Raw genomic sequence first — 21,287 nt, forward strand, 5'->3', positions numbered from 1 at the left:
GAGCCTGCCTTGAACACCGGACTCTACGAGACCATCCACCGCCGCCGGGACGTACGTGGCCAGTTCACCGGGGCGCCGATCCCCCACGAGACGTTGAACCGGATCCTCACGGCGGCGCACGCCGCACCGAGCGTCGGCCTCTCCCAGCCCTGGGACTTCATCCTGGTCCGCGATCCCGAGCTGCGGCAGGAGTTCCACCGGCACGTACAGCGGGAACGGGACACCTTCGCGGCCACTCTCGACGGTGCGGCGGCGGAACGCTTCACCCAGATCAAGATCGATGGCGTACGGGAGTCGACGTTGTCGGTCGTGGTCACGTACGACCCGCAGCGGGGTGGACCGGCCGTGCTCGGCCGTCACGCGATCGCCGACGCCGGCCTCTACTCGGTCTGTCTGGCAATCCAGAACCTGTGGCTGGCCGCGACCGCCGAGCAACTCGGGGTCGGCTGGGTGTCGTTCTACCGGGAGCCGTTCCTGCGCGACCTGCTCGGCATCCCGGCCGCCGTCCGCCCGGTGGCGTGGCTCTGCCTCGGCCCGGTCACCCATCTGGAGCAGACGCCGGACCTGGAGCGGCACGGCTGGCGCCAGCGACGCCCGGTGTCGTCGGTGATCCACCACAATCGTTGGACGATGCGGTGACCGAGTTCTGCGACTCGAAGGCCCGTCATCGCGGAGCGTGCGGACCTGTCGTACCTGCGCCGGTCACCACGCGGTCACTAGGATGCTCATCGATGCGGGCGCACTGGGGGCGCCGCCTGACGCGTCCGGGGGCCCTCGTGTTCGGCGAAATCGTCCGCAGTCATCGCACCAGATTGTTGATGACCCAGGAAGAGCTGGCCGAGAAGGCCGGCCTGAGTGTTCGCCATATCCGCTATATCGAGTCCGGCCGGGTCGCGGCCCCACGCGCCGGCACCGTTCGTCTGTTGGCCCAGGCGTTCCGACTGACCGACACCGACCGGACCGCGTTTGAGATGGCCGCGCACGCGGCTGAGGACCGTATCGCCACCGCTGCCGGGCAGGACGCGGCACCGCCGCCGGCGCAGATCCGTCCGGCCCAGCTACCCGCACCGGTGTCCGGCTTCGCGGGACGCGCCGCCCAACTACTCGCCCTCGACGCCGCGGACGGCCCGGTCGTCCTGGTGGTCGGCACCGGCGGCGTCGGCAAGACCACGCTCATCCTGCACTGGGCGCACCGGTCCGCGGAGCGCTTTCCGGACGGGCAACTGCACGTGAATCTGCTTGGCTTCGACCCGTCCCGCGCGCCGGCCGACCCGACCGACGTGCTGCACGGCTTCCTCGGTGCTCTGGGTGTCGCCGGTCCGCAGATTCCCGCCACCCGGCAGGGGCGGGCCGCGCTGTACCGGTCGCTGCTGAACCGGCGACGGATGCTGATCGTGCTCGACAACGCCAGCGACGCCGACCAGGTCCGTCCGCTACTGCCCGGCAACCTCGCCTGCCGGGTGCTGGTGACCAGCCGGGACAGCCTCACCGGTCTGATCGTCAGCGACTCGGCGAGCCTGCTCCCGCTGTCCCCGATGGAGGTCACCGAGGCCCGGGAGTTGCTCGGCCTGCGGCTGGGCCAGCGACGGGTGGCAGCGGAGCCAGCCTCGGTGGACCGGCTCATCGACCGATGCGACGGCCTGCCGATCGCGCTCGCACTGGTGGCCGCTCGGCTCGCGACGAGCCCCGCGGCCACCGTCGGCGGCCTCACCGCCGAGATCGACGACCCGGCGCGTACGCTCGACGGCCTCACCATCGGCGACGCGAGGACCGACATCCGTGCGGTGTTCTCCTGGTCGTATCGCGTCCTGTCCCCGCCGGCGGCGCGCCTGTTCCGGCTGCTGGGCGTGCATCCGGGGCCGGACGTTTCGGTGGACGCGGCCGCCAGCCTCGCCGGCTGCGAGGAGCCCGGGGTACGCACCTGGCTCGCCGAGTTGACCCGATGTCATCTCGTGCGCGAACACCGCCCCGGGCGCTACGAGCTGCACGACCTGCTGCGCGCCTACGCGGCGGAGCTCGCCGGCACCGAAGAGACCGCCCAGGACCGTGCCGACGCGCTGCGGCGGATCCTCGACCACTACGTACACATCGCCGCCGCCGCTGCCCGACTGCTGCTGCCGCACCGCGACGAGGTGGTCGTGCCCGACGGCCAACCGGGGGTGGTGCGGCTCCACCTCAAGGACCGCGACGCCGCGATGGACTGGTTCACCGCCGAACACCAGGTGCTGCTCGCCGTACTCGAGATCGCGACGCTGCCGGAGTTCGACGCGTACGTCGACCCGTGGTGTCAGTCGTTCGTGGCCTTCGCGTCGCTGCGCGGGCACTGGCAGGAGGAGCTGCGCGGCCATCGGGCCGCCCTCGCCGTCGCCCAACGGCGTGGTGACGCGGCGCGGCAGGCGCGCGGACATCTGGGCATCGCGGTAGTTCACAGTCGACTCACCGAGGTCGAGACCGCCGAGCGGCACTTCCGGTTCGCGCTCGACGCGTACGAGAAGGTTGGTGACCTGATCGGTGCCGGCCATGTATACAGCAATCTGGCCCGTATGCAGGATGCCGACGGCCGGCACGACGAGGCGTTGCGCCTGGCCGAGGAGGCGCTGCGGCGGTACACGGCCGCCGACCACCGCCCGTTCCGGGCCCGCGCGCTGAGTGGTGTCGGCTGGTACCAGGCAAAGACCGGCGACCGTGACGGCGCGCTGCGCTCCGGCATCGAGGCGCTCGCGCTGCTGCGCGAGATCGGGGATCGGGATGGCGAGGCCGCGACGCTGGACACCCTCGGGTACGCGTACAGCCAGGCCGGTGACCACCGTAGGGCGGTCGTCCACTACCAGCAGGCCGCGACGGTGCACCACGACATGGGTGACCGGTACAACGAGGCACTGGTCCTCTCCCACATCGGTGACAGTGAACTGGAACTCGGCAGGACCGAGGAGGCGCGAGTCACCTGGACCGCGGCGCTGGAGATCCTCACCGACTTGAATCACCAGGATGCCGAGGGTCTACGGCTCCGGCTGGCCGCTCTCAACTGAGCATTTTCAGCAGGTCGGAACGGGACGGATCAGGATGTGGGCGGCCTCCCTCGCGGCGGTGCAGGCCGTCGACGCCAGATCGTTCAGTTCCCGGCGGTCGGCCGGGGGCAACCTGGTTGCCGCCTGGCGGCGCAGCGCCAGCTCGGTTCCCGTCAGGTGTGCACGCAGGTCGCATTCGCCGTCTGCGACCGCGATCGTGACCTCTCGCGCCGGGACACCAGCCGCTTCGCGCGCCGCGGTCGGTGTGGCGTACGGGAGGCCCTTCGACCGCATGCAGCTCGCCCAGCGGCGGGTGGCCACTGCCAGCTCCGGGCTGCCCGACACCTGGTCCCGCAACCTGTTGCCGATGACCTGCGGGATCGAGTCGACGCGCGCCCATCGGACGACGTCGGTGAACACCGCGGCGCGGCCCCGGGCGACGCAGCCGGCGGAGGGGAAACTCACCACTGATGCGTCCGGCAGGGTGAGGCCGAGATCCCGCGAGCCGTCGCCGAACAACGCCTTCTGGAACGCGGGGCGCTTCGCATCCGGGCCGACGCTCGGCGGATTCACCTGGCTGCTGAACTCGTATCCGCGGGACCGACGCTTCGGCAGGTCGACCAGCCGGTGCTCGTCGTCGCCGGCGGCGAGCGGTGGCACGTACGGCCGGTAGGTCTCGCCCAGCCCCGCCATGCAACGACGGGTGACCTCCTCCTCGGCCGTCGTCGTCAACAGCCGCCGAGCCGGCTGCGCGCCAGAATCGGTGACCAGGTCGACGGCCTGTTCGGTGAGTGCGTCCGCGGGCGGCGGGGCGGTGCCCGGCCGCGGCGCGCACGCGCCGCAGACGAGCACCACGACCACGGCCAGGGCCGCCGACCGATTTACCACGTGCACCACTTGTGCGACGAGATCCGGTTGTCCATCGGGCTCCCATCGGTCATCTTGTCGAGCTTGAGGTTCGCGAGGTGGCCGCCCTTCGCGAGGTTGTAGTAGCCCCGACCGGTGCCGTAGTTGACGTCGTCATAGAGCTGGATGTTGCAGTTCTGTCCGTTGTTGAAGACGGAGCTGGCGCAGTTGTTCCATGTCCCTCCGTTGATCAGGCCGCAGCTCTTGTGCGCCCACCCGAAGTAGGAGCTGGTGCTGTTCGGCCACTGGCCCGGTCCGTCGCTGTAGTTGGGGTCGACCCAGACGCAGAACGAGCCCGGGTCGCACGCCTCCATCCCGCCGGATGCCAGCAGGTTGTCGACGGGCACGACTGCCCGTCCCCCGTTCGACGCCCTCGTTGCCGCCAGTTCCGCAGCCGTTGCAGTGGAGGTGCCTCCGGCCGCCGACAGGTCCGCCGCGTTCGCCGGCCCTACCAGAACCGTCGTCATCAGGATGACGCCGGCTCCGACGGCCCCCACGCGCCGTAGCAGTGCTCGCATTTCATGACCTCCACGGTGTGTCGATCGCTCTGCGTCGATCCGACTTGGTCCATCGTCGATGCCTGGCCTGGCCGCGCACAGGAAAGCAACAGGCAAACGACCGGCACTTTGGCTCGCCCAGTAGCCCTCCTGGGCCTGATCGGCTGTTGGACCAGCGTGGAACTCCTGGATCGGCGTCGGCTACCGGCTGCGGACGAGCCGGTCATAGCCGCCCGTTGGGGGCGTAACCGTCCTCGCGTTCGACCACGGCGGTGCCGAGTACGGGCGGGACGCCGGCGAGGCCAGCGTGAACGGCGCATATCGCCCAGGGCCTGACGGAAGAACCGGTCGCCGCGGTGTCCGGGGATCCGAATGCCGCACTTTGCACTGACGGAGATGAAATCCCGGCCGACTGCCGCCTTATCCCGAACTTCGCCGCCATTGATCCCTACGGCACCCCTTACCCACTGCGATCAGCACGATCGCCGCGAAAATGCCGCAATGACGACGAAGTACATAGCAGCGGGTAATCAGATCAATACATCAAGGCTAGACATCTATAGATCATCATGAGAGGCTGTGCAATGCGAGGGAGTTCGGAAGATCGCCGAATTGGCAAATAGTCACTCCCACCCACCTCCACCTCACCTGATCAAGACGCGGTCGCAGGAGGAACCGGTCCAGCAACAACTCTTCGTGTCCTTATCGCGCCGCCCTGCTGGCCTGCGGTCTAATTGCCGGCCCGACGGTGCACCCTGCGCTGACTCACGCTCGTGAGCCTTGAGCGAGAGTTTCGCATGTCCACAATCCTCGGCAATCTCCGTAGGACCGACGGCGCCGAGGTGCATTTAAATGGCGCGACAACGGAAAGCGACTCACGGAAGGTGACCACTCTTGCTGGATCTGGAAGAAATAACTGCGCGGTTCCAGTCGATCGCCGACTACGCGCGCTCGGGAAAGGTGAACCATCGCTGGTTGGGTTCGCTGCCGGAGCAGTTGGCGACCCTGGCCCGAGAGTGGGACCTCGAAATCGGCGCCGAGCTCGGTGCCGAAATCGGCGCCGACTTCTCCTCGGGCGTCTCCTCGGTGGTGCTGGCCTGTACCGGCCCCCTGGGCGACGCGGTGTTGAAGCTCGCGCCGGACACCTACGCCCTCGCCGAGGAGGTGGCGATGCTGCGGCAGTTCGCCCCGAGCGGACGGGTTCCGGCAGTCCTCGCCACTGCCAAGGGAGCGGTGCTGTTAGAGGCCATCAAACCGGGTGTTCCGGTGGAGCAGCTTCCGGAGGCACCGTCCCCCACCGACTACGCGTTGTTCCTCAACGAGCTGCACTCGGCCGGCGACCCGGAGAGCGCGCCCCGAAAGGCCGCCGACTGGCTTGAGCTGATGTACGGCTGGACCGAGCGGGGCGGCCTGGACGTCACGGAATCGCGCCGGATCACGGCGGAGCTTTTTTCCGCACCGGCCGAACGGGTGCTGTTGCACGGCGATCTGCACCTCGGCAATGTTCTCGCGTCCGACACCAGGGGTCTGGTGGCCCGTAGTCCGATTGCCTGTGTCGGCGAACGTTGCTTCGACGCCGCCGATTATGTGCTTGAGGGTTGGGACCGGACCGAAATGGTGTTCCGGCGTGACGAGTTGGCGCGGGCGGCCGATCTCGATCCCGACCGGCTGGACGCCTGGTGTCGGGCGCTCGCCCCACTCGGGGCTTCGCGCTCCAATACCCCGGAACGCATCGCGGAACTGCTTGCATTCGGGCGGGGTGAGTATTGATGGCCACGTCCAGATCCGGCGTGTCGGGCTTTCTCACGCGGTTGGTCCCTGCCGACTCCCTGCGCCGGAGATTGCTGGCGATCCGACTCGCCGGGGCAATGGGAAAAGGGGTTTTCCTCAGCGGCAGCGTCGTCTACTTCACCCTGCACGTCGGGTTGTCGGCCGCCGAGGTGGGGATCGGCCTGTCCGCAGCGGGTTTCGCCGGACTGGTCTCCTCGGTGTTGTTCGGAATCATCGCGGACCGGATGCGGAAGCGGACGCTGTTGTTCGCGTTGTTCGCGGCGGTCGCCGTCGGTTTCGGCCTGTATTCCGTCGTGGAGAGCGCGGTCGAGTTCTACGTACTGGTGATGCTCATCGCGTTCCTCGACTACGGGATAGGCCCGACCGAGAATGCCATGGTGGCGACGCTCATCCCCGACGGGGAGCGGGTCCGCCTGAACGCCATGATGCGGACGGTCTTCAACATCGGTTTCAGTGCGGGCATCGGGATCGCCGCGGTCGCCGCACTCAGCGAGCGCCTGCTGGTGCTGATCCCGGTGGGAGCGGCCGTGCTGCTGGGTCTCGCCGCGGCACTGGTGACCCGGTTGCCGGTCGGCGCTCCCCGGAAGGCGGCCACCCGGCCACGCCCCTTCGGCGCGGTGCGGGACCTGCGGTTCCTCGCCGTGGTGGGGTTGTCGGCGGTCCTCGCCTCGCACATCACCGTCCTCATGGTGGTGCTGCCCCTGTGGACGCTCAATCGCACCTCGGTCCCACCCTTCCTCGTCCCGCTGATGTTGGTGATCAACACGGCGTTCGTGATCCTGTTCCAGGTCCGCGCGAGCAGGGGCGCGGAGACGGTGTCCGGCGCCGCGCTGACGGGCCGTCGTGCGGGGCTCTGGATCGCGGCCGGCTGCGCGGCGGTGTCCGTCACCGCCTTCTCGGACAACGTGGCCCTGGCCGTGGTGGCGATCGTCGTGACGGTGTTGGTCGTATCGATAGCGGAGGTGCTGCAGGCGGCCTCGGCGTGGGGAATGGCCTTCGGGCTGGCTCCCAAGCATGCGGAGGGCGAGTACCTCGGTGCCTTCGACCTGCATGTGGCATCGCAGAACATCGTCGGGCCGGTGTTCCTGTCCGGCCTGGTCATCTCGCAGGGGTTCTGGGGCTGGGCGGTGATCGCCGCGGTGATGCTCGCCGCGGCCTGGCTGATCGTCCCGGCAGCTCGGCGCAGCGCCGAGGCCCTCGCGGCACCCACCCCAGCCGAAGAGGTCACGGAAGTACGGGGGGCGGCATGACTCGGACCGGCAGGGCCTCCTTCACCCAGGAGCGCTTCTACTTCCTCAACGAACTCCAACCGGGCAACCCCGCGTACGTCGTGGCGTTCGCCCTGCGTATGGAGGGCTCTCTCGATCGGGAGGCGCTGGCTCAGGCGTTGCGTCGGGTGGTCGCCAGGCACGACGCCCTGCGCACCTCCTTCGCGGTGGTCGACGGCGAGTTGACGCAACAGGTCTCGGACGCGGCCGAGCCGGAGATCACGATGCTCGACCGCGCGCCGGTCGAGCAGAGCGTCCAGGACCGCCAACTGCGGGAGCTGGTGGCCGCTGAGGCGCGTCGGCCGTTCAACCTGGGCTCCGGCCCGGTGCTGCGGGCCTGGATCGCGTCCTGGGACCCCGATCAGCATGCGCTTGTGGTGCTGGTGCATCACATCGCCTGTGACGGCTGGGCCGTCGGCCTGCTGCTGGACGATCTCGCCGACACGTACAACACGGGGACCTCCGGCGTGCCCGGCCCGTCCTACGTGGATTACGCCGAGGCGCAGCGGGTCATGTGGTCGAAGAACACGAGGCGACTCGACCACTGGCGTCAGTTGCTGACCGGCGCGCCGCAGTTGTCCCTGCACACCGATCACCCTCGGCCGACCGTGTTGAGCTTCCAGGGCTCGGTGCTGCGCCGGCCGGTGGACCCCGAACTGATCAACCGGCTCACCGAGTGGGCGAAGGCCCGGGGGGTGACCCTGTTCGCCGTCGCACTCGCCGGGTACGCCTGGGTGTTGTCGCGGTACGCGCGGCAACCCGAGGTGGTGATCGGGGTCCCGGCGGCGAACCGGCTGGACGAGGCCGAGGAGCGCCTGGTCGGCTGCCTGGTCAACACGCTGCCGGTGCGCGTCGACCTCTCCGGGCAGCCGACGTTCACCGATCTGGTCACCAGGACATGGCGGACCGCGCTGACCGCGCTCGGTCATCAGGATGTGCCGTTCGAGCAGATCGTGCAGGCCCTGGGCGAGCAGCGGCAGCTCAGTCACGCCCCGCTGTTCCAAACCATGCTCACGGTCCAGAACTTCACCTTCACCGTTCCGGACTTCGGCGGGTTGAAGGTGCACGAGGTGGACGTCGAGATCGACGCCGCGAAGTTCGACGTCGCGATGACCCTCGACGTCTCGACACGATCGCCGTTCCTGCGGGCGGAGTTCAGCACCGAACTCTTCGAGGAGGCGACCGTCGAGGGCATGCTGGAGCACTACCACGCGCTGCTCAGATCCGTCGTGGCCGAGGCGGACGGCGAGCCGGGCATGGTCGATCACGAGGAGCGCGCCCTGCTCACCACGGGGTGGAATCCCCCGATCGCGCAGGAGCCGGTCGATCATCCGTCCGTCCTACGGTCGTTCGTCACGCACGCCACCCGGTCGCCGGACGCGGTAGCGGTCCGCCATCGCGGACGCCAGCTCACGTACCGACAGCTCGACCAGTGGTCGAGTCGGATCGCCGCCGGCCTGGCCGACCTCGGTGTGGCTGGCGGCAGCCGGGTCGGGCTGTTGTTGGGGCGGTCCCCGGCCGTGCTCGCCTCGATCCTCGGGGTGTGGAAACTCGGCGGGGTCTACGTGCCGCTCGACCCCGAATATCCGAGGCACCGCCTGGATCTGATCGTGGACAGCGCACGGCCGAGCACGATGCTCGTGGAGCCCGACACCATCGACCTGGCACGGCAGTTGGCCGCACCGCACGGCATCGCCCTGCTCGACGCGCACACGGCCAGTGGCGACTCCACGGTGCCGACGACGTTCCCCGACCCGGACGACCTCGCCTACCTCATCTACACCTCCGGCTCGACCGGGGTGCCGAAGGGCGTGATGGTCCGGCACCGGGGCCTCAACGCCCTGTGCGATCCGAGCCCCGCCGGCCTGGACGTCGACGAGACCGACCGGTGGCTGGGCGCCCACTCCTTCTCCTTCGACGTCTCGGTGTGGGAGATGTGGGGGGCCCTCAGCTCGGGCGGCCGGCTCATCATCGCCGACCAGGCCGACCTGGTCGACCCGCAGCGCCTCGCACGGCTGGTCCACGCCGAGGAGGTGACGGTCCTGAGCCTGACTCCCGGTGCCCTGTACCGGGTGCTGCCGCCACTGTTCGACTCGCTCGACCGTGAGCGGTCCTCCGTGCGGTACGTGGTGCTGGCCGGGGAGGCGCTGAGCTGGTCCCGGGTGGCCGCGCTGGTCGACCCGAAGCGGCTGCCCGCGGTGTTCGTCAACATGTACGGGATCACCGAGGGGACCATCCACGTCACGATCGTTCAGGTGCCGGCCGCCGAGCTGCACGGCGTACGGGAGGGCGACATCGGGGTGCCGCTGCCCTCCGCCCGCTGTTACGTGCTCGACGAGCAGCGGCAACCCACCGGCGTGAACGTGCCGGGCGAGCTCTACGTCGGCGGCGACCTGGTCGCGGCGGGGTACGTCGGCGCACCCGAGCTGACCTCGGCACGTTTCGGTCCGGACCCGTACGGCCCCGGCGTCCTCTACCGGACGGGCGACATCGTCAGATGGAGCCCGGACGGAAAGTTGATCTACATGGGCCGGGAGGACGCGCAGGTCAAGGTTCGCGGCTACCGGGTGGAGCTCGCGGAGATCGAGGCGGCCTTCCTTCGACAGACCGATGTCCTGGCGTGTGTTGCCGTGGCCGAGGCCGACGAGTTGGTCGCGTTCCTGCGCTGCGGCCCCGGGGTGGGCACCGAGCGGGAACTACGGGCCGCGCTCCGGGACGAGCTGCCCGGCTACATGGTGCCGTCCCGCATCCACGTGGTTCCGGAGATCCCGCTGAACGCCAACGGGAAGGTCGACACCCGCCGGCTGGTCGCCGAGAGCAGGTTGACCGCGCCCGCTCCGCGGCCGGTCGACACCGCTGTCCGGGACTCACTCTCGGCGCGGATCCGCAACATCTGGGCCGACGTGTTGCGCCGGCCCGACATCGAACCGACCGACAACTTCTTCGACGTGGGCGGGCACAGCTTCGCCCTGATCACCGTCCAGCAACGCATGGCCGAGATCGGGCTGGAGATCTCCGTGACCGATCTCTTCCGCTTCGGCACGGTGGCGGACTGTGCCGCGTACTTCCGACGAGCGGAGGCCCCGCTCCCCGACGACCGGGTCGCGCAGCGCAGGCGCGCGCGGGATGAGTTCACCCGGCGTCGGCGAATCAGCAGAGGGGGAGAACATGCCTGACGAACAGGGGCAGGACCGGATCGCCATCATCGGAATGGGGATCAGACTTCCGGGCGCGGGGCGGGACCTGGACCGCTTCTGGCACAACATCGAGAACGGCATCGAGGCGATGACCTTCTTCGAGCGTGACCAGTTGCTCAGCTGGGGCGTTCCGGAGGAGGTGATCGACCACCCGGACTTCGTCCCGGCCCGCTCGGTCCTGGACGACTACGACCGCTTCGACGGACGTCTGTTCAGCTACTCGCCCCAGGACTCGGTCCTCATGGACCCGCAACAGCGGGTGCTGCTCGAATGCGCGTGGGGCGCGCTGGAGCACGCCGGGTACGCCCCGATCGCGCCGGACGGCAACCGGATAGCCGTGCACGTCGGCACGGGGTTGAACGTGTACCTGCTCGACGTCCTGTGGCCGAACGCCCGCGCGGTCAAGTCCGCCGGAGGTCTACAGATCCTCATCTCCAGTGACAAGGACTTCGCCGCGACCCGCATCGCGTACAAGTTGAACCTCCAGGGCACGGCGTTCACGGTGCAGACGGCGTGCTCCACCTCGCTCGTCGCGGTGCACCTCGCGGTGCAGAGCCTGTTGACCTACGAGGCCGACATCGCCCTGGCCGGGGCGGCCACGGTCGTGCCGCCGACCAGGCGGGGGCACTTCTACGAGCCGGGCGGCATCTTCTCGCCGGACGGCCGGTGCCGGACCTTCGACAACGCGGCCCAGGGGACGGTGGACGCCGACGGGGCGGGCATCCTCGTGCTGAAACGTCTTGAGGACGCGGTGCGGGACAACGACACCATCCACGCGGTGATCGCCGGGACCGCGGCCGTCAACGACGGAGCCCGCAAGGCCGGTTTCACCGCGCCGGGCCCGGAGGGGCAGGCGACGGCCATCAGGTCCGCGCTCGCGGTCGCCGGGGTCGACCCGGACACCATCGGGCTGATCGAGGCGCACGGCACCGGCACCATCCTGGGGGATCCGATCGAGGTCTCCGCTCTGCGGGCGGTGTTCGGCACCGACCGGGGCGACAACCCACCGTGCGCGTTGGGCGCCCTGAAGTCGATCATGGGTCACCTCGACACAGCGGCCGGCGTGGTCGGTGTGATCAAGACCGTGCTGGCCCTCAAGCACCGGACCATTCCGCCCGTCGCGCGGTTCACCGAGGCGAACCCCGCCCTGGAGCTGGACAAGTCGGTGCTCTACGTGCCGACGACCGCGACCGAGTGGCCAGCCATCGACGGGGTACGTCGCGCCGGGGTGAGCTCGTTCGGGATCGGCGGCACGAACACACACGTCGTCCTGGAGGAAGCTCCACCGAAGGTGCGCACCGGCCGACGGCACCGACCGGTGAGCGAGCTGATCCTCGTCTCGGCCAAGACCGAGCAGGCGGCCACCGAGAGCCTGGCCCGCGTGAACGACTTCGTCGCCGGGACGAAGCCGGAGGACCTCGCCGACGTCGCCTTCACCCTGCGGACCGGCCGGGTCGAGTTCCCGTGGCGAGGGTTCGTCATCCGGACGCCGGACGAGGACCTGAAGCCACTGCGGCCCGTACGCCGGGCGAGCGCGCAGGCCGCCGAGCGCGGGGTCGCGTTCTTCTTCAGCGGCGGAGGACGGCTGCCGGGGAGCCCGCACACCTACAACGTCGATCCGCACTTCCGCACGATCGTCGACCGCGGCTACACCGAGTTGCGTTCCCGCGACAGCGACCCCGATCTGGAAACCCGGGAGCGAGCCGGCCGGTTCGCCCTGGCGCTGGCCTGGGTCGACACCCTGCGCCGCCGGGGGGTCCGCCCGGCGGCGATGGTTGGCCAGGGTGTCGGCGCCGTCGCGGCGGCCTGCGCGGCAGGCGTGCTGTCCTTCGGCGACGGGATCGACCTCGCGGTACGGCGGCCCCGGACCGGTGCGACGCTGGCCGCTCCCGAGACTCCCCTCTACGCCCGAGACGGGACGCCGGTCACCACCGAACAGGCCACCGACATCGACTACTGGGTGGCGAGGTTCGACGAGCCGCACGACCGAGAGTTCGCGCCACCGACGACCGGCCCGGATCCCGCCGCCTGGCTCGAGATCGGCACCCAGGTGCTTCCGCACCCGGATGTCGAGCCACCACCGATGTCCAACGGGCTCGACAAGATGCTCGGCACCGTCGGTCTGCTCTGGGAGATGGGCATCGGCGGCCCCTGGGCCGAGGAGTTGGATCTGGGCCGCAGCCGGGTCCCCGTGCCGGGCTACCCGTTCGCCGCCACCCGCCACTACCTCGACATTCCCGCCACAGCGAAAGAAAGGCATCTGTGATGACCAATCAACAGGGCGAGTCACGGGTCGCCGAGTTCGAGCAACTCTGGATGGAGGTGCTCGGCGTGGAGACCGTCCATGAGGACGACGACTTCTTCGATCTCGGCGGCCACTCGCTCAGCGCCCTGCGACTGAGCACGCTGATCCGCCAGGATCTCAATCTCGCCGTCGAGCTCAAGCACGTGCTGGAGAACCCCCGCTACGGTGACCTGCTGGCCCTCGCGGACCGGGTCCCGCCGGAGCGGGCGGACGAGGCTGCCGCGGGTGTGCAGCGGTGACCGGACCCGTCAACCGGCTCGTCGACTGGATGCCGCTGACCGCCGAGGTGCTCGGTATCGCGGCCGAGGAGATCGGGGCGCGCTCGGCACAGGAGTCGTTCACGGCGCTGGGAGGCACGTCCCTCCAGGCGATCGCGCTGTCCGCGTACGGTCAGCGGGAGCTGGCCCTGGACGTCGACGTCGCGCGGCTGCTCGCGGCGGTACCCCTGGCGGAAGCCCTGTCCGAAGCGCCGGAATTCGTTCCCACCACCCCGGACCCGGTTGACGTCAGCGCGGGTCCGCTGCTCCGCGAGCTGTTACCGGGCCAGAAGGCGATGCTCGCGGCGCATCTCGCCGGCCGCGACCAGTCGTACCACCTGATGTTCACGGTGCGGCCGCCGGCCGCACTGGGTCCTGGCCAGACGAGGGCCGCGTTGCAGGCGCTCACCGCCCGGCACGAATCGCTGCGCACCATGTTCAGCCAGGACCAGCAGACGGTACGCCGCATCGTGCTCCCCCCGTCGCACCCACCGAGGTTGCTGCACCAGTCACTGCCCGCCGGTGTGGACGCGGTACCGGCCATCCACGAGCTGTACGGCCACCGCGCCCCGGAGTTGCTGCGCCCCTTCGAGCAGCCACCTGTGGTGTTCGTCCGCACCTGCGTCGGCGAGGAGAGCCTGATCACGGTGCTGGTGCACCACGCGCTTGTGGACGGCTGGAGTATCGGCGTGCTGTGGCGCGAGTTCGCGCGGCTCTGCGCGGACGGGCCTGGCGGTCTCGCCGCCGAGGGCCCGTCGCCGGAGTGGATCGGTCACCGGCTCGCCGCACGGGACTCCTCGGGTGCGCTCGACGCGGCGCTGGCCCGCGTGGCGGACCGACTCGACGGTGCCCCACCGGTGGCGACCTTGCCGACCGACCTGCGCCGGGCCGACGAGGCCGACGGGCGCGGCGCACGCGTGGTGTTCGGTCTGCCGACCCACCTGGCCGAGGGGGTGGACCTGCTCGCCCGGCACAGCCGGACCACTGTGACCTCGGTGCTGCTGTCGGCCTGGGCGCTCACCGTCGCCCGCCGGCTCGGGTCGGCCGACGTCGTGCTCGGCGTGGCAGCCTCCGGCCGGTTCGAGGCCGGGATGGAGGACGTCATCGGGCTGTGCACCCGGATCATCCCGGTGCGCTGCCGAATCGAGGACGACCTCCGGGCCGACGAGTACGTCCGCGCCACGGCGGGTGCGCTCGCCGACGCGGTGGCGGACGCGGATCTCCCGTTCGCGCGGGTGGTGACGGCCCTCGCCGGGACGGTGGACGGGAGCCGTAACCCCGTGGCACAGATCGGTTTCGCCGCACACCACGAACTGGTGCCCGACGAGTTCGCCTCGGCGAGCGGGTCGTGGCAGGTCCGGGAGGGGCACTGCCACGGGTCGGTATTCGACGCGCTGCTGTTCGTACAGTCGTGGTCGTCACGGCCGAGGCTGGCCATCGAGTACGCGACCTCGGCGCAGACCGCGGCGGACATCGGCGAGCTGGCCGACTCGTTCCAGGCCGTGCTGGAGGAGTTGGCGGGTCATCCGGAAACCGATCTCGGCCAGGTCGCCGGACTCTCCGGCGGTCAGCGGCGGCGGTTGCGTGACCTCGGGCACGGCGCGGAGTTCGACACCGGCGACGACCTCTGGAGCCGGTTCGAGCGCCAGGTCGACCAACAACCGGACGCGGTGGCGGTGGTCGACGCCGCGGCCGGAACGACGTTGACCTACCGCGAGTTACGGGCTCACGCCCTGGCCCAGGCCGAGTTGTTGCGAGGTTGCGGTGTCGACGTGGGCGACCGGGTCATCCTCGAGATCCCCCGTTCGGCGGCGGAGGCGGTCGCGGTCCTGGCGATCCTGAGTGTGCCGGCGACCTACGTCGCCGTGGACCCCACCTCCCCCGCGAGTTGGCGGACCCGGATCGCCGAGGCGGTGCTGCCGGCCGCGCGCATCGGAGGGGACGTGAGCGACCCCGCCTTCGCGGGTGTCCGGCGGTGCCCGCTTGTCGAGTTGGACCGCGAGCGTCACGACCTCGGCGTCGAGCCGGCGCGGCGGAGCGCCGATCCCGCCGCGGCCGCGTACGTCTCCTTCACGTCGGGCACCACAGGTGTCCCCAAGGGCGTCGTCGTGCCGCACCGGGCGGTGCTGCGGTTGGCCGACGACGAGGACCTGATCGCCGATCGGGCTGGGCTGCGAATGCTGCGCCTCGCCCCCTTGGCCTTCGACGCGTCGACGCTGGAACTGCTGGTACCGCTGGCGAACGGGACGACAGTCGTCGTGCACCCGCCGGGTGAGCCGACCCCGAACGGTCTGGCCGAGTTCCTGCGTTCCTCGGGTACGACCCACGCCTGGTTGACCGCGGGCCTGTTCCACCTCGTCGCCGATCACCGGCCGGAGGCGTTCAGCGGGCTCCGTCAGGTCTTCACCGGTGGCAGCGTCGTGTCGCCGGCGCACGTACGGCGCGTACTCCAGCGCTGTCCGGGGTTGCGCGTCACCAACGGGTACGGCCCCACCGAGAACACGACCTTCACCGCCACCTTCCACATGGACGGCGCGTACGACGTTCCGGACCCGATCCCGATCGGCACCCCGGTACGTGGCACCGACGTGTGGATCGTGGACGACGATGACCGACCCGTTCCACCGGGAGCCATCGGTGAGCTGCGTACCGCCGGTTGGGGACTGGCCGACGGGTACGTGGGCGACCCGGAACGGACTGCCCTGTCGTTCACCGAGCGTGCCGGCGAGCGGGAGTACCGCACCGGTGACCTGGTCCGCTGGGGTGCCGACGGCCGACTGCGGTTCCTCGGTCGCGCCGACCGGCAGGTGAAGATCGCCGGGCACCGCGTCGAGCTGGTCGACCTCGAACGCCGGATCAGGGAGCGGGCCGGGGTGCTGGACGCCGTGGTGTTCCTCAGCGGGGACCGGCTGTGTGCCGCGATCAAGGCCGAGGACGGTGTGCTGGCGGAGGTTCGGTCGGCGGTGGAGCCAGGGCTCGCGGCGTACGAACGCCCACAGCGGTGGTTCACCGTGAACGAGTTTCCCCTGGACCGCAACGGCAAGGTCGACCTGCGCACGTTGGGCTCACTCGCCGCGCCGTCGGCCGGCCGGAGTGAGCCGACCGCCGCCGAGCCGGCCCCGGTCGACCTGGAGAGGTTGATCTCCGAGACCTGGGTCGAGGTGCTCGGGACTGACGATTTCGATCTCGACGAGGGGTTCTTCGACGTCGGGGGCGACTCGCTGGCTGTCGCCCTGGTGCGGAGACGGTTGCAGGAGCACCTGGGCGGACAGCGGATCTCACTGACCGACCTGTACCGGTTTCCCACGGTGCAGGCCCTGGCCAAGCACCTACGGACGACGACGGTGGCGGTGATGTCGAGATGAGCACGGAGATCGCGGTTGTCGGGATGGCCGGCCGGTTCCCCGGGGCAGCGGACCTCGATGAGTACTGGTCGAATCTCGTCGCCGGGCGGGTCACCGTCAGCCAGTTGGCCCGCGGTGAGCTGATCGCGGCCGGCGTGCCGGCCGGTCAGTTGGATGACCCGGCCTACGTTCCCGTCCGCGGTGTGCTCGCGGAGGCCGACCTCTTCGACTCGGCCTTCTTCGGGATTCCACCCCGGGAGGCGGACATCATGGACCCACAGCAGCGGCTGCTGCTCCAGACCGCGTGGGAGACCCTCGAATCCGGTGGCCTGATCACGAACAGACCGCTCGGCCGGGTCGGCGTGTTCGCCGGGGCCGGTTTCAACTACTACCTCCAGCAGCAGGTGCTGGCCACACCGGACATCCTCCGTGAGCACGGGCTGCTCGCCGTGGTGCTGGGCAACGAGAAGGACCACCTCGCGACGAGGATCGCCTACCGGCTCGGGCTCGGCGGCCCGGCGATCACGGTCCAGACGGCGTGCTCGACCTCGCTGGTCGCCGTACACCTGGCCTGTCAGAGCCTGCGGGCCGGAGACTCGGACGTGGCGCTGGCGGGAGGGGCCTACGTCGCGTTTCCCCAGGTGGCCGGCTACCTGTACGAGCCCAAAGGCATCATGTCGTCGGACGGGACCTGTCGGCCGTTCGACACCAGCGCCAACGGCACCGTGCCGGGCAGCGGGGTCGGGATGGTGGCGCTCAAGCGCGCCGACGACGCCCGCCGCGACGGGGACCTGATCCTTGCGCTGATCTCGGGTTCAGCGGTCAACAACGACGGCTCGCAGAAGGTCGGATACACCGCACCGGGCGTCGCCGGCCAGATCGACGTGCTCGCCCGCGCGTACGTGTCGGCCGGCGTCGACCCCGCGACGGTCGGCTACCTGGAGGCGCACGGGACGGCGACCGAGGTGGGTGACGCCATCGAGCTGGCCGCGCTTCGCGAGGTGTTCGTCGGCGGCGGGGCCCCGTGCTCGCTCGGCTCCGTCAAGGCCAACATCGGGCACCTGTCGGCCGCGGCCGGTATCGCCGGTCTGATCAAGGCGGTGTCCGCGTTGCGCACCCGGCAGATCCCACCGCTGGCCGGCCTGAAGCAGCCGCGGCCAGAACTGCTCGACTCCTCGACGGCGTTCACCGTGGACAGCGTCGCCCGGGACTGGAACGTGCCGTCCGGGCAGCCGCGCCGGGCCTCGGTCAGCTCGTTCGGGCTCGGTGGCACCAACGCCCACGTGGTCCTGTCCGAGGCTCCGTCGGCGGAGGGGGTGGTCCCGGCGACCGGGCGGGACGTCGTGGTGGTCTCCGCGCGTACCGAGGAGGCGTTGCGTGCCGCCGCCGACCGCCTCGCCGCGCACCTGCGCGACCGGCCGGACCTGTCGCTGCCCGACGTCGCTCTGACCGTGCAGGAGCACCGCCGGCACTTCACGCACCGACTCGCCGTGACGACGCACGATACGGCGAGTGCGGCGAGAGCCCTCGCGGCCGCGCCCGGCCGGGTGGCGCTGCGCCAGCCCCACGTGGTGTTCCTGTTCCCCGGGCAGGGTGCGGAGGCACCGGGAATGGCCGAGTGGCCCTACCGGCGGTACCCGTCGTTCGCGGCCGACATCGACCAGGGCTGCGACCTGTTGCGGGACCTGATCGGCGTTGACCTGCGGGAGCTGCTGATCGGCGCCGATCCGCAGGGCCTCGTCCACCGGACCGACCTCACCCAGCCGGCCCTGGTGCTGCACGAGTACGCCCTCGGCCGGTTGCTGTTGTCCTGGGGGGTCCGGCCTGCGGCCCTGATCGGCCACTCGGTCGGGGAGTTCGCCGCGGCCTGCCTCGCCGACGAACTCAGCCTTCCCGACACGCTGCGACTGGTGGTGGAACGTGGGTCACTGATGCAGCAGGCCCCCGAGGGTGGCATGGTCGTGGTGCTCGCCGCGGAGTCCGTGGTGCGCGGCCACCTGGCCGACCTCGCGGGCCTGGAGATCGCCTCGGTGAACGCCCCCGAGGTGATCGTGGTGTCCGGGGCGACCGAGTCGGTGGGCCTGCTGCGGGAGCGGCTGGACGCCGCGGGTCTCCCGCATCGGGTGCTGCCGGCGCAACGCGCCTTCCACTCGTGGATGATGGCCGACGCCGCCGCCCGGCTCGGCTCGGTGGCCGCGACCATCGCGCACCGTCCGGCGTCGCTCGACGTGATCAGCAGTGTCAGCGGCCAGTCGCTGCGCCGGGGCGGGCGACGTCCAGCCGGTTACTGGGCGGACCAGCTGCGCAGCCCGGTCCGGTTCCAGGCCGCGGTGGAGTCCGCCATGAGCCGGTCGCGCGTGGTCCTCGTGGAGGTGGGGCCCGGCACGGGCCTGATCGGCAGCGCCAAGCAGATCCCGCAGGCACGACAGGCCGCCATGGTGGCGCTGCAACCCCGACGAGGTGACCTGCTCAGCGGGGTGGGCGGACTGTGGGCGGCCGGGGTGGAGGTGGACTGGCCGGCGATTCGCACCGGCTCCGGCGCTGTCCGGGTGCCCCTGCCCACCTATCCCTTCGCCGGGACACGACACTGGTTGACGGCTCCGGCCGAGGCGGAGCCGACGCCGACGCCGACGTTGGAGCCGGACCCGGAGGCCACCGTCGCGGGCGATGACACAGTGCTCCAGCAGGTCATCGACATCTGGCGGTCCCTGCTCGGGGTGGCCACCGTCGAGGCCGGCTCCGACTTCTTCCGGCTCGGCGGGGAGTCGCTGCTGTTCATCCGGATGATCGCCCAGGTGCGGCGCAGGTTCGGGGTCTCGTTGGAGATCGCCGAGCTGGCTGATGCGCCGACCCCGGCAGCCATCGCGGCTCAGGTCACACGCGATGAGTGACCAGGCGCCGGTGCACGAGGTCATCTGCCGCCAGGCGGAGCGGACGCCCGACGCGGTCGCCGTACGTCATGGCGAGGCGGTGCTGACCTATCGGGAGCTGCTGGACGCGGCGGCGCTTGTCGCCGGCGGACTTGCGGCCGACGGCATCGGGCCCGGGGCCGTGGTGGCGCTGCGCGCCGAGCGCAGCGCGCAGTTGGTGATCGCGGTGCTGGGGGTCCTGTTGTCGGGAGCGGCCTACGTGCCCGTCGACCCGCGGCACCCCCCGCACCGGCTTCGCACAATGCTGGAGGCGGCCCGGGCCGCCCTGCTCCTGGTCGACGTCGACGAGTCACCCCTGCCGCAGGGGCATCCGACGCTGGTCCGCACACTGACCGCCGAGCCGATCGGCGCCGCACGGGTCCGTGCGGCTGCCCCGGTCCAGTGGCGGCGGTACCGGGCCGGACCTGAGGTGGTCGACGGGCTGTCCTGCGTCATCTTCACCTCGGGGTCGACGGGTGCGCCCAAGGGCGTGGAGCTGACCCACGCCAGCCTCGTCAACCGGTTGGCCGGGATGCTCGGCGAGCACCGGGTCGGCCCCGAGGACGTGCTGTTGCAGAAGACGCCGTACACCTTCGACGTGTCGATCTGGGAGCTGCTCCTGGCCTTCATGGCGGGCGGCAGCCTGGTTGTCGCGCCGCCGCAGGCGCACCGCGACCCGCAGGCCCTGGTGGATCTGATCGTGGGCTACGGCGTGACCATGGTGCACTTCGTGCCGTCCATGCTCGCGTTGTTCGTGACCGAGCCGGACGTCCGGCGGTGCGAGTCACTGCGGGTGATTCTCGTCGGTGGCGAGGCCCTGCCGCCGAAGCTGGTGAACATCCTGACCGCGACGCTCCCCCGCGCTGCCGTCTACAACATGTACGGCCCGGCGGAGGCGACGATCGACGTGACCGCCTGGGAGTGCCGGCGTCCCGAGCCGGGCGACACGGTCCCGATCGGCCGTCCCCTGCGCAACGTCACCGTCTACGTGGTGGACGAGCAGGGCGCGCTCGTTCCCCCCGGTGTCGACGGCGAACTGCTGCTCGGCGGAGGCTGCCTGGCCCGGGGGTACGCTGGCCGGCCCGACCTCACCGCCGAGCGGTTCGTCGAGACCCGGGTGGCGGGCCACCGGGAGCGGGTCTATCGCACCGGTGACCTGGTGCGCTGGTCGCCCGATGGCCACCTGGACTATCTCGGGCGGCTCGACACCCAGGTGAAGATCCGGGGGCAGCGCGTGGAGCTGGGCGAGATCGAGTCGACGCTGCGCCGACATCCCGTGGTCCGCCACACCGTCGTCGTGCTGCGGGAGGCCCGGTCCCTGGTGGCGTACGTGGTTCTGGAGGCCGGTGCCCCGCCGGACGTCGACGAGCCGGCCCTGCGCGCGTACCTCGCCGAGCGGCTCCCCGAGCACATGGTGCCGTCGCGGATCGTGGCGCTCGCGCAGATCCCGACCAGTCCGCACGGCAAGGTCGACCGGGCTGCCCTTCCAGCGCCGCCAAGGAGGCGCCCAGGTGCCGTCGGCCACTGACCGGGGCAGCGAGAGCACCGGACGTTGCTGGCGGCGGCCCTTGCGCGCCACCTGTCACCCGCTGATCGCGCGGCGCCGGAATCGTCCCGTGCGTCACCTGCTTCGACGCCGCGACGGAGCGCCTTGAGTGCGATGTTGTCCACGCCAGCTCGGCCGTGGCCTTGGTCAGAAGCCAGCCAAGCCGATCCACGCCGCCGAGGGGGATTCGACGTCCTGGTGATCTTCAGTCAGTCGGTCGGGGTTGGCGGCAGGCCGTATCGCTCACGTTCTTCGGCAG

The 21,287-nt window shown here is 70.5% G+C and carries 12 protein-coding genes; 10 read left to right on the forward strand and 2 right to left on the reverse strand.

Going from position 1 to position 21,287, the window contains the following annotated elements; translation table 11 throughout:
- Positions 1–9 precede the first annotated feature (9 nt).
- Both bluB and ACGFIW_RS18750 read left to right on the forward strand, forming a co-directional pair.
- Positions 10–639, forward strand: coding sequence for a 5,6-dimethylbenzimidazole synthase (gene bluB, locus ACGFIW_RS18745; RefSeq protein WP_393316954.1), 630 nt, complete (start codon positions 10–12; stop codon positions 637–639).
- A 92-nt stretch (positions 640–731) separates the two neighbouring features.
- The gene (locus ACGFIW_RS18750; protein WP_393316956.1) at positions 732–3,029 is read left to right on the forward strand and encodes an ATP-binding protein; all 2,298 of its coding nucleotides are present in this window, start codon (positions 732–734) and stop codon (positions 3,027–3,029) included.
- 6 nt (positions 3,030–3,035) lie between these two features.
- On the opposite strand, the gene ACGFIW_RS18755 is transcribed toward ACGFIW_RS18750, so the two are convergent.
- Both ACGFIW_RS18755 and ACGFIW_RS18760 read right to left on the reverse strand, forming a co-directional pair.
- Positions 3,036–3,905: a hypothetical protein gene (locus ACGFIW_RS18755; protein ID WP_393316959.1), complete on the reverse strand. Its 870-nt coding sequence runs from the start codon at positions 3,903–3,905 to the stop codon at positions 3,036–3,038.
- The gene (locus ACGFIW_RS18760) at positions 3,890–4,261 is read right to left on the reverse strand and encodes a peptidase inhibitor family I36 protein (protein ID WP_393316962.1); all 372 of its coding nucleotides are present in this window, start codon (positions 4,259–4,261) and stop codon (positions 3,890–3,892) included. Before ACGFIW_RS18760 ends, ACGFIW_RS18755 begins: the two co-directional genes overlap by 16 nt.
- 1,044 nt (positions 4,262–5,305) lie before the next feature.
- On the opposite strand from ACGFIW_RS18760, the gene ACGFIW_RS18765 reads away from it, so the two are divergent.
- Genes ACGFIW_RS18765 through ACGFIW_RS18800 form a run of 8 tightly spaced genes read left to right on the forward strand, consistent with a single transcriptional unit; the run spans position 5,306 to position 21,010 of the window.
- Positions 5,306–6,181, forward strand: a complete 876-nt coding sequence (locus ACGFIW_RS18765; protein ID WP_393316965.1) for an aminoglycoside phosphotransferase family protein — start codon at positions 5,306–5,308, stop codon at positions 6,179–6,181.
- On the forward strand, positions 6,181–7,452 hold the full coding sequence (locus ACGFIW_RS18770) for an MFS transporter (protein WP_393316968.1): 1,272 nt from the start codon (positions 6,181–6,183) through the stop codon (positions 7,450–7,452). Before ACGFIW_RS18765 ends, ACGFIW_RS18770 begins: the two co-directional genes overlap by 1 nt.
- Positions 7,449–10,646: an amino acid adenylation domain-containing protein gene (locus tag ACGFIW_RS18775; protein ID WP_393316971.1), complete on the forward strand. Its 3,198-nt coding sequence runs from the start codon at positions 7,449–7,451 to the stop codon at positions 10,644–10,646. The genes ACGFIW_RS18770 and ACGFIW_RS18775 overlap by 4 nt, the downstream gene beginning before the upstream one ends.
- Complete coding sequence (locus ACGFIW_RS18780; RefSeq protein WP_393316974.1) at positions 10,639–12,933, forward strand: type I polyketide synthase; 2,295 nt, start codon at positions 10,639–10,641, stop codon at positions 12,931–12,933. The genes ACGFIW_RS18775 and ACGFIW_RS18780 overlap by 8 nt, the downstream gene beginning before the upstream one ends.
- Complete coding sequence (locus ACGFIW_RS18785) at positions 12,933–13,211, forward strand: phosphopantetheine-binding protein (protein WP_393316976.1); 279 nt, start codon at positions 12,933–12,935, stop codon at positions 13,209–13,211. The genes ACGFIW_RS18780 and ACGFIW_RS18785 overlap by 1 nt, the downstream gene beginning before the upstream one ends.
- Entirely contained in the window at positions 13,208–16,594 is a 3,387-nt protein-coding gene (locus ACGFIW_RS18790; RefSeq protein ID WP_393316978.1) for an amino acid adenylation domain-containing protein, read from the forward strand. The genes ACGFIW_RS18785 and ACGFIW_RS18790 overlap by 4 nt, the downstream gene beginning before the upstream one ends.
- Positions 16,591–19,464 (forward strand): type I polyketide synthase, encoded by a 2,874-nt coding sequence (locus tag ACGFIW_RS18795; RefSeq protein WP_393316981.1) that lies wholly within the window; start codon positions 16,591–16,593, stop codon positions 19,462–19,464. The genes ACGFIW_RS18790 and ACGFIW_RS18795 overlap by 4 nt, the downstream gene beginning before the upstream one ends.
- Complete coding sequence (locus ACGFIW_RS18800; RefSeq protein ID WP_393316984.1) at positions 19,457–21,010, forward strand: amino acid adenylation domain-containing protein; 1,554 nt, start codon at positions 19,457–19,459, stop codon at positions 21,008–21,010. The genes ACGFIW_RS18795 and ACGFIW_RS18800 overlap by 8 nt, the downstream gene beginning before the upstream one ends.
- The last annotated feature ends 277 nt before the right edge of the window (positions 21,011–21,287 follow it).

This window comes from Micromonospora sp. NPDC048935 (genome assembly GCF_043197875.1).
Lineage (GTDB): Bacteria > Actinomycetota > Actinomycetes > Mycobacteriales > Micromonosporaceae > Micromonospora.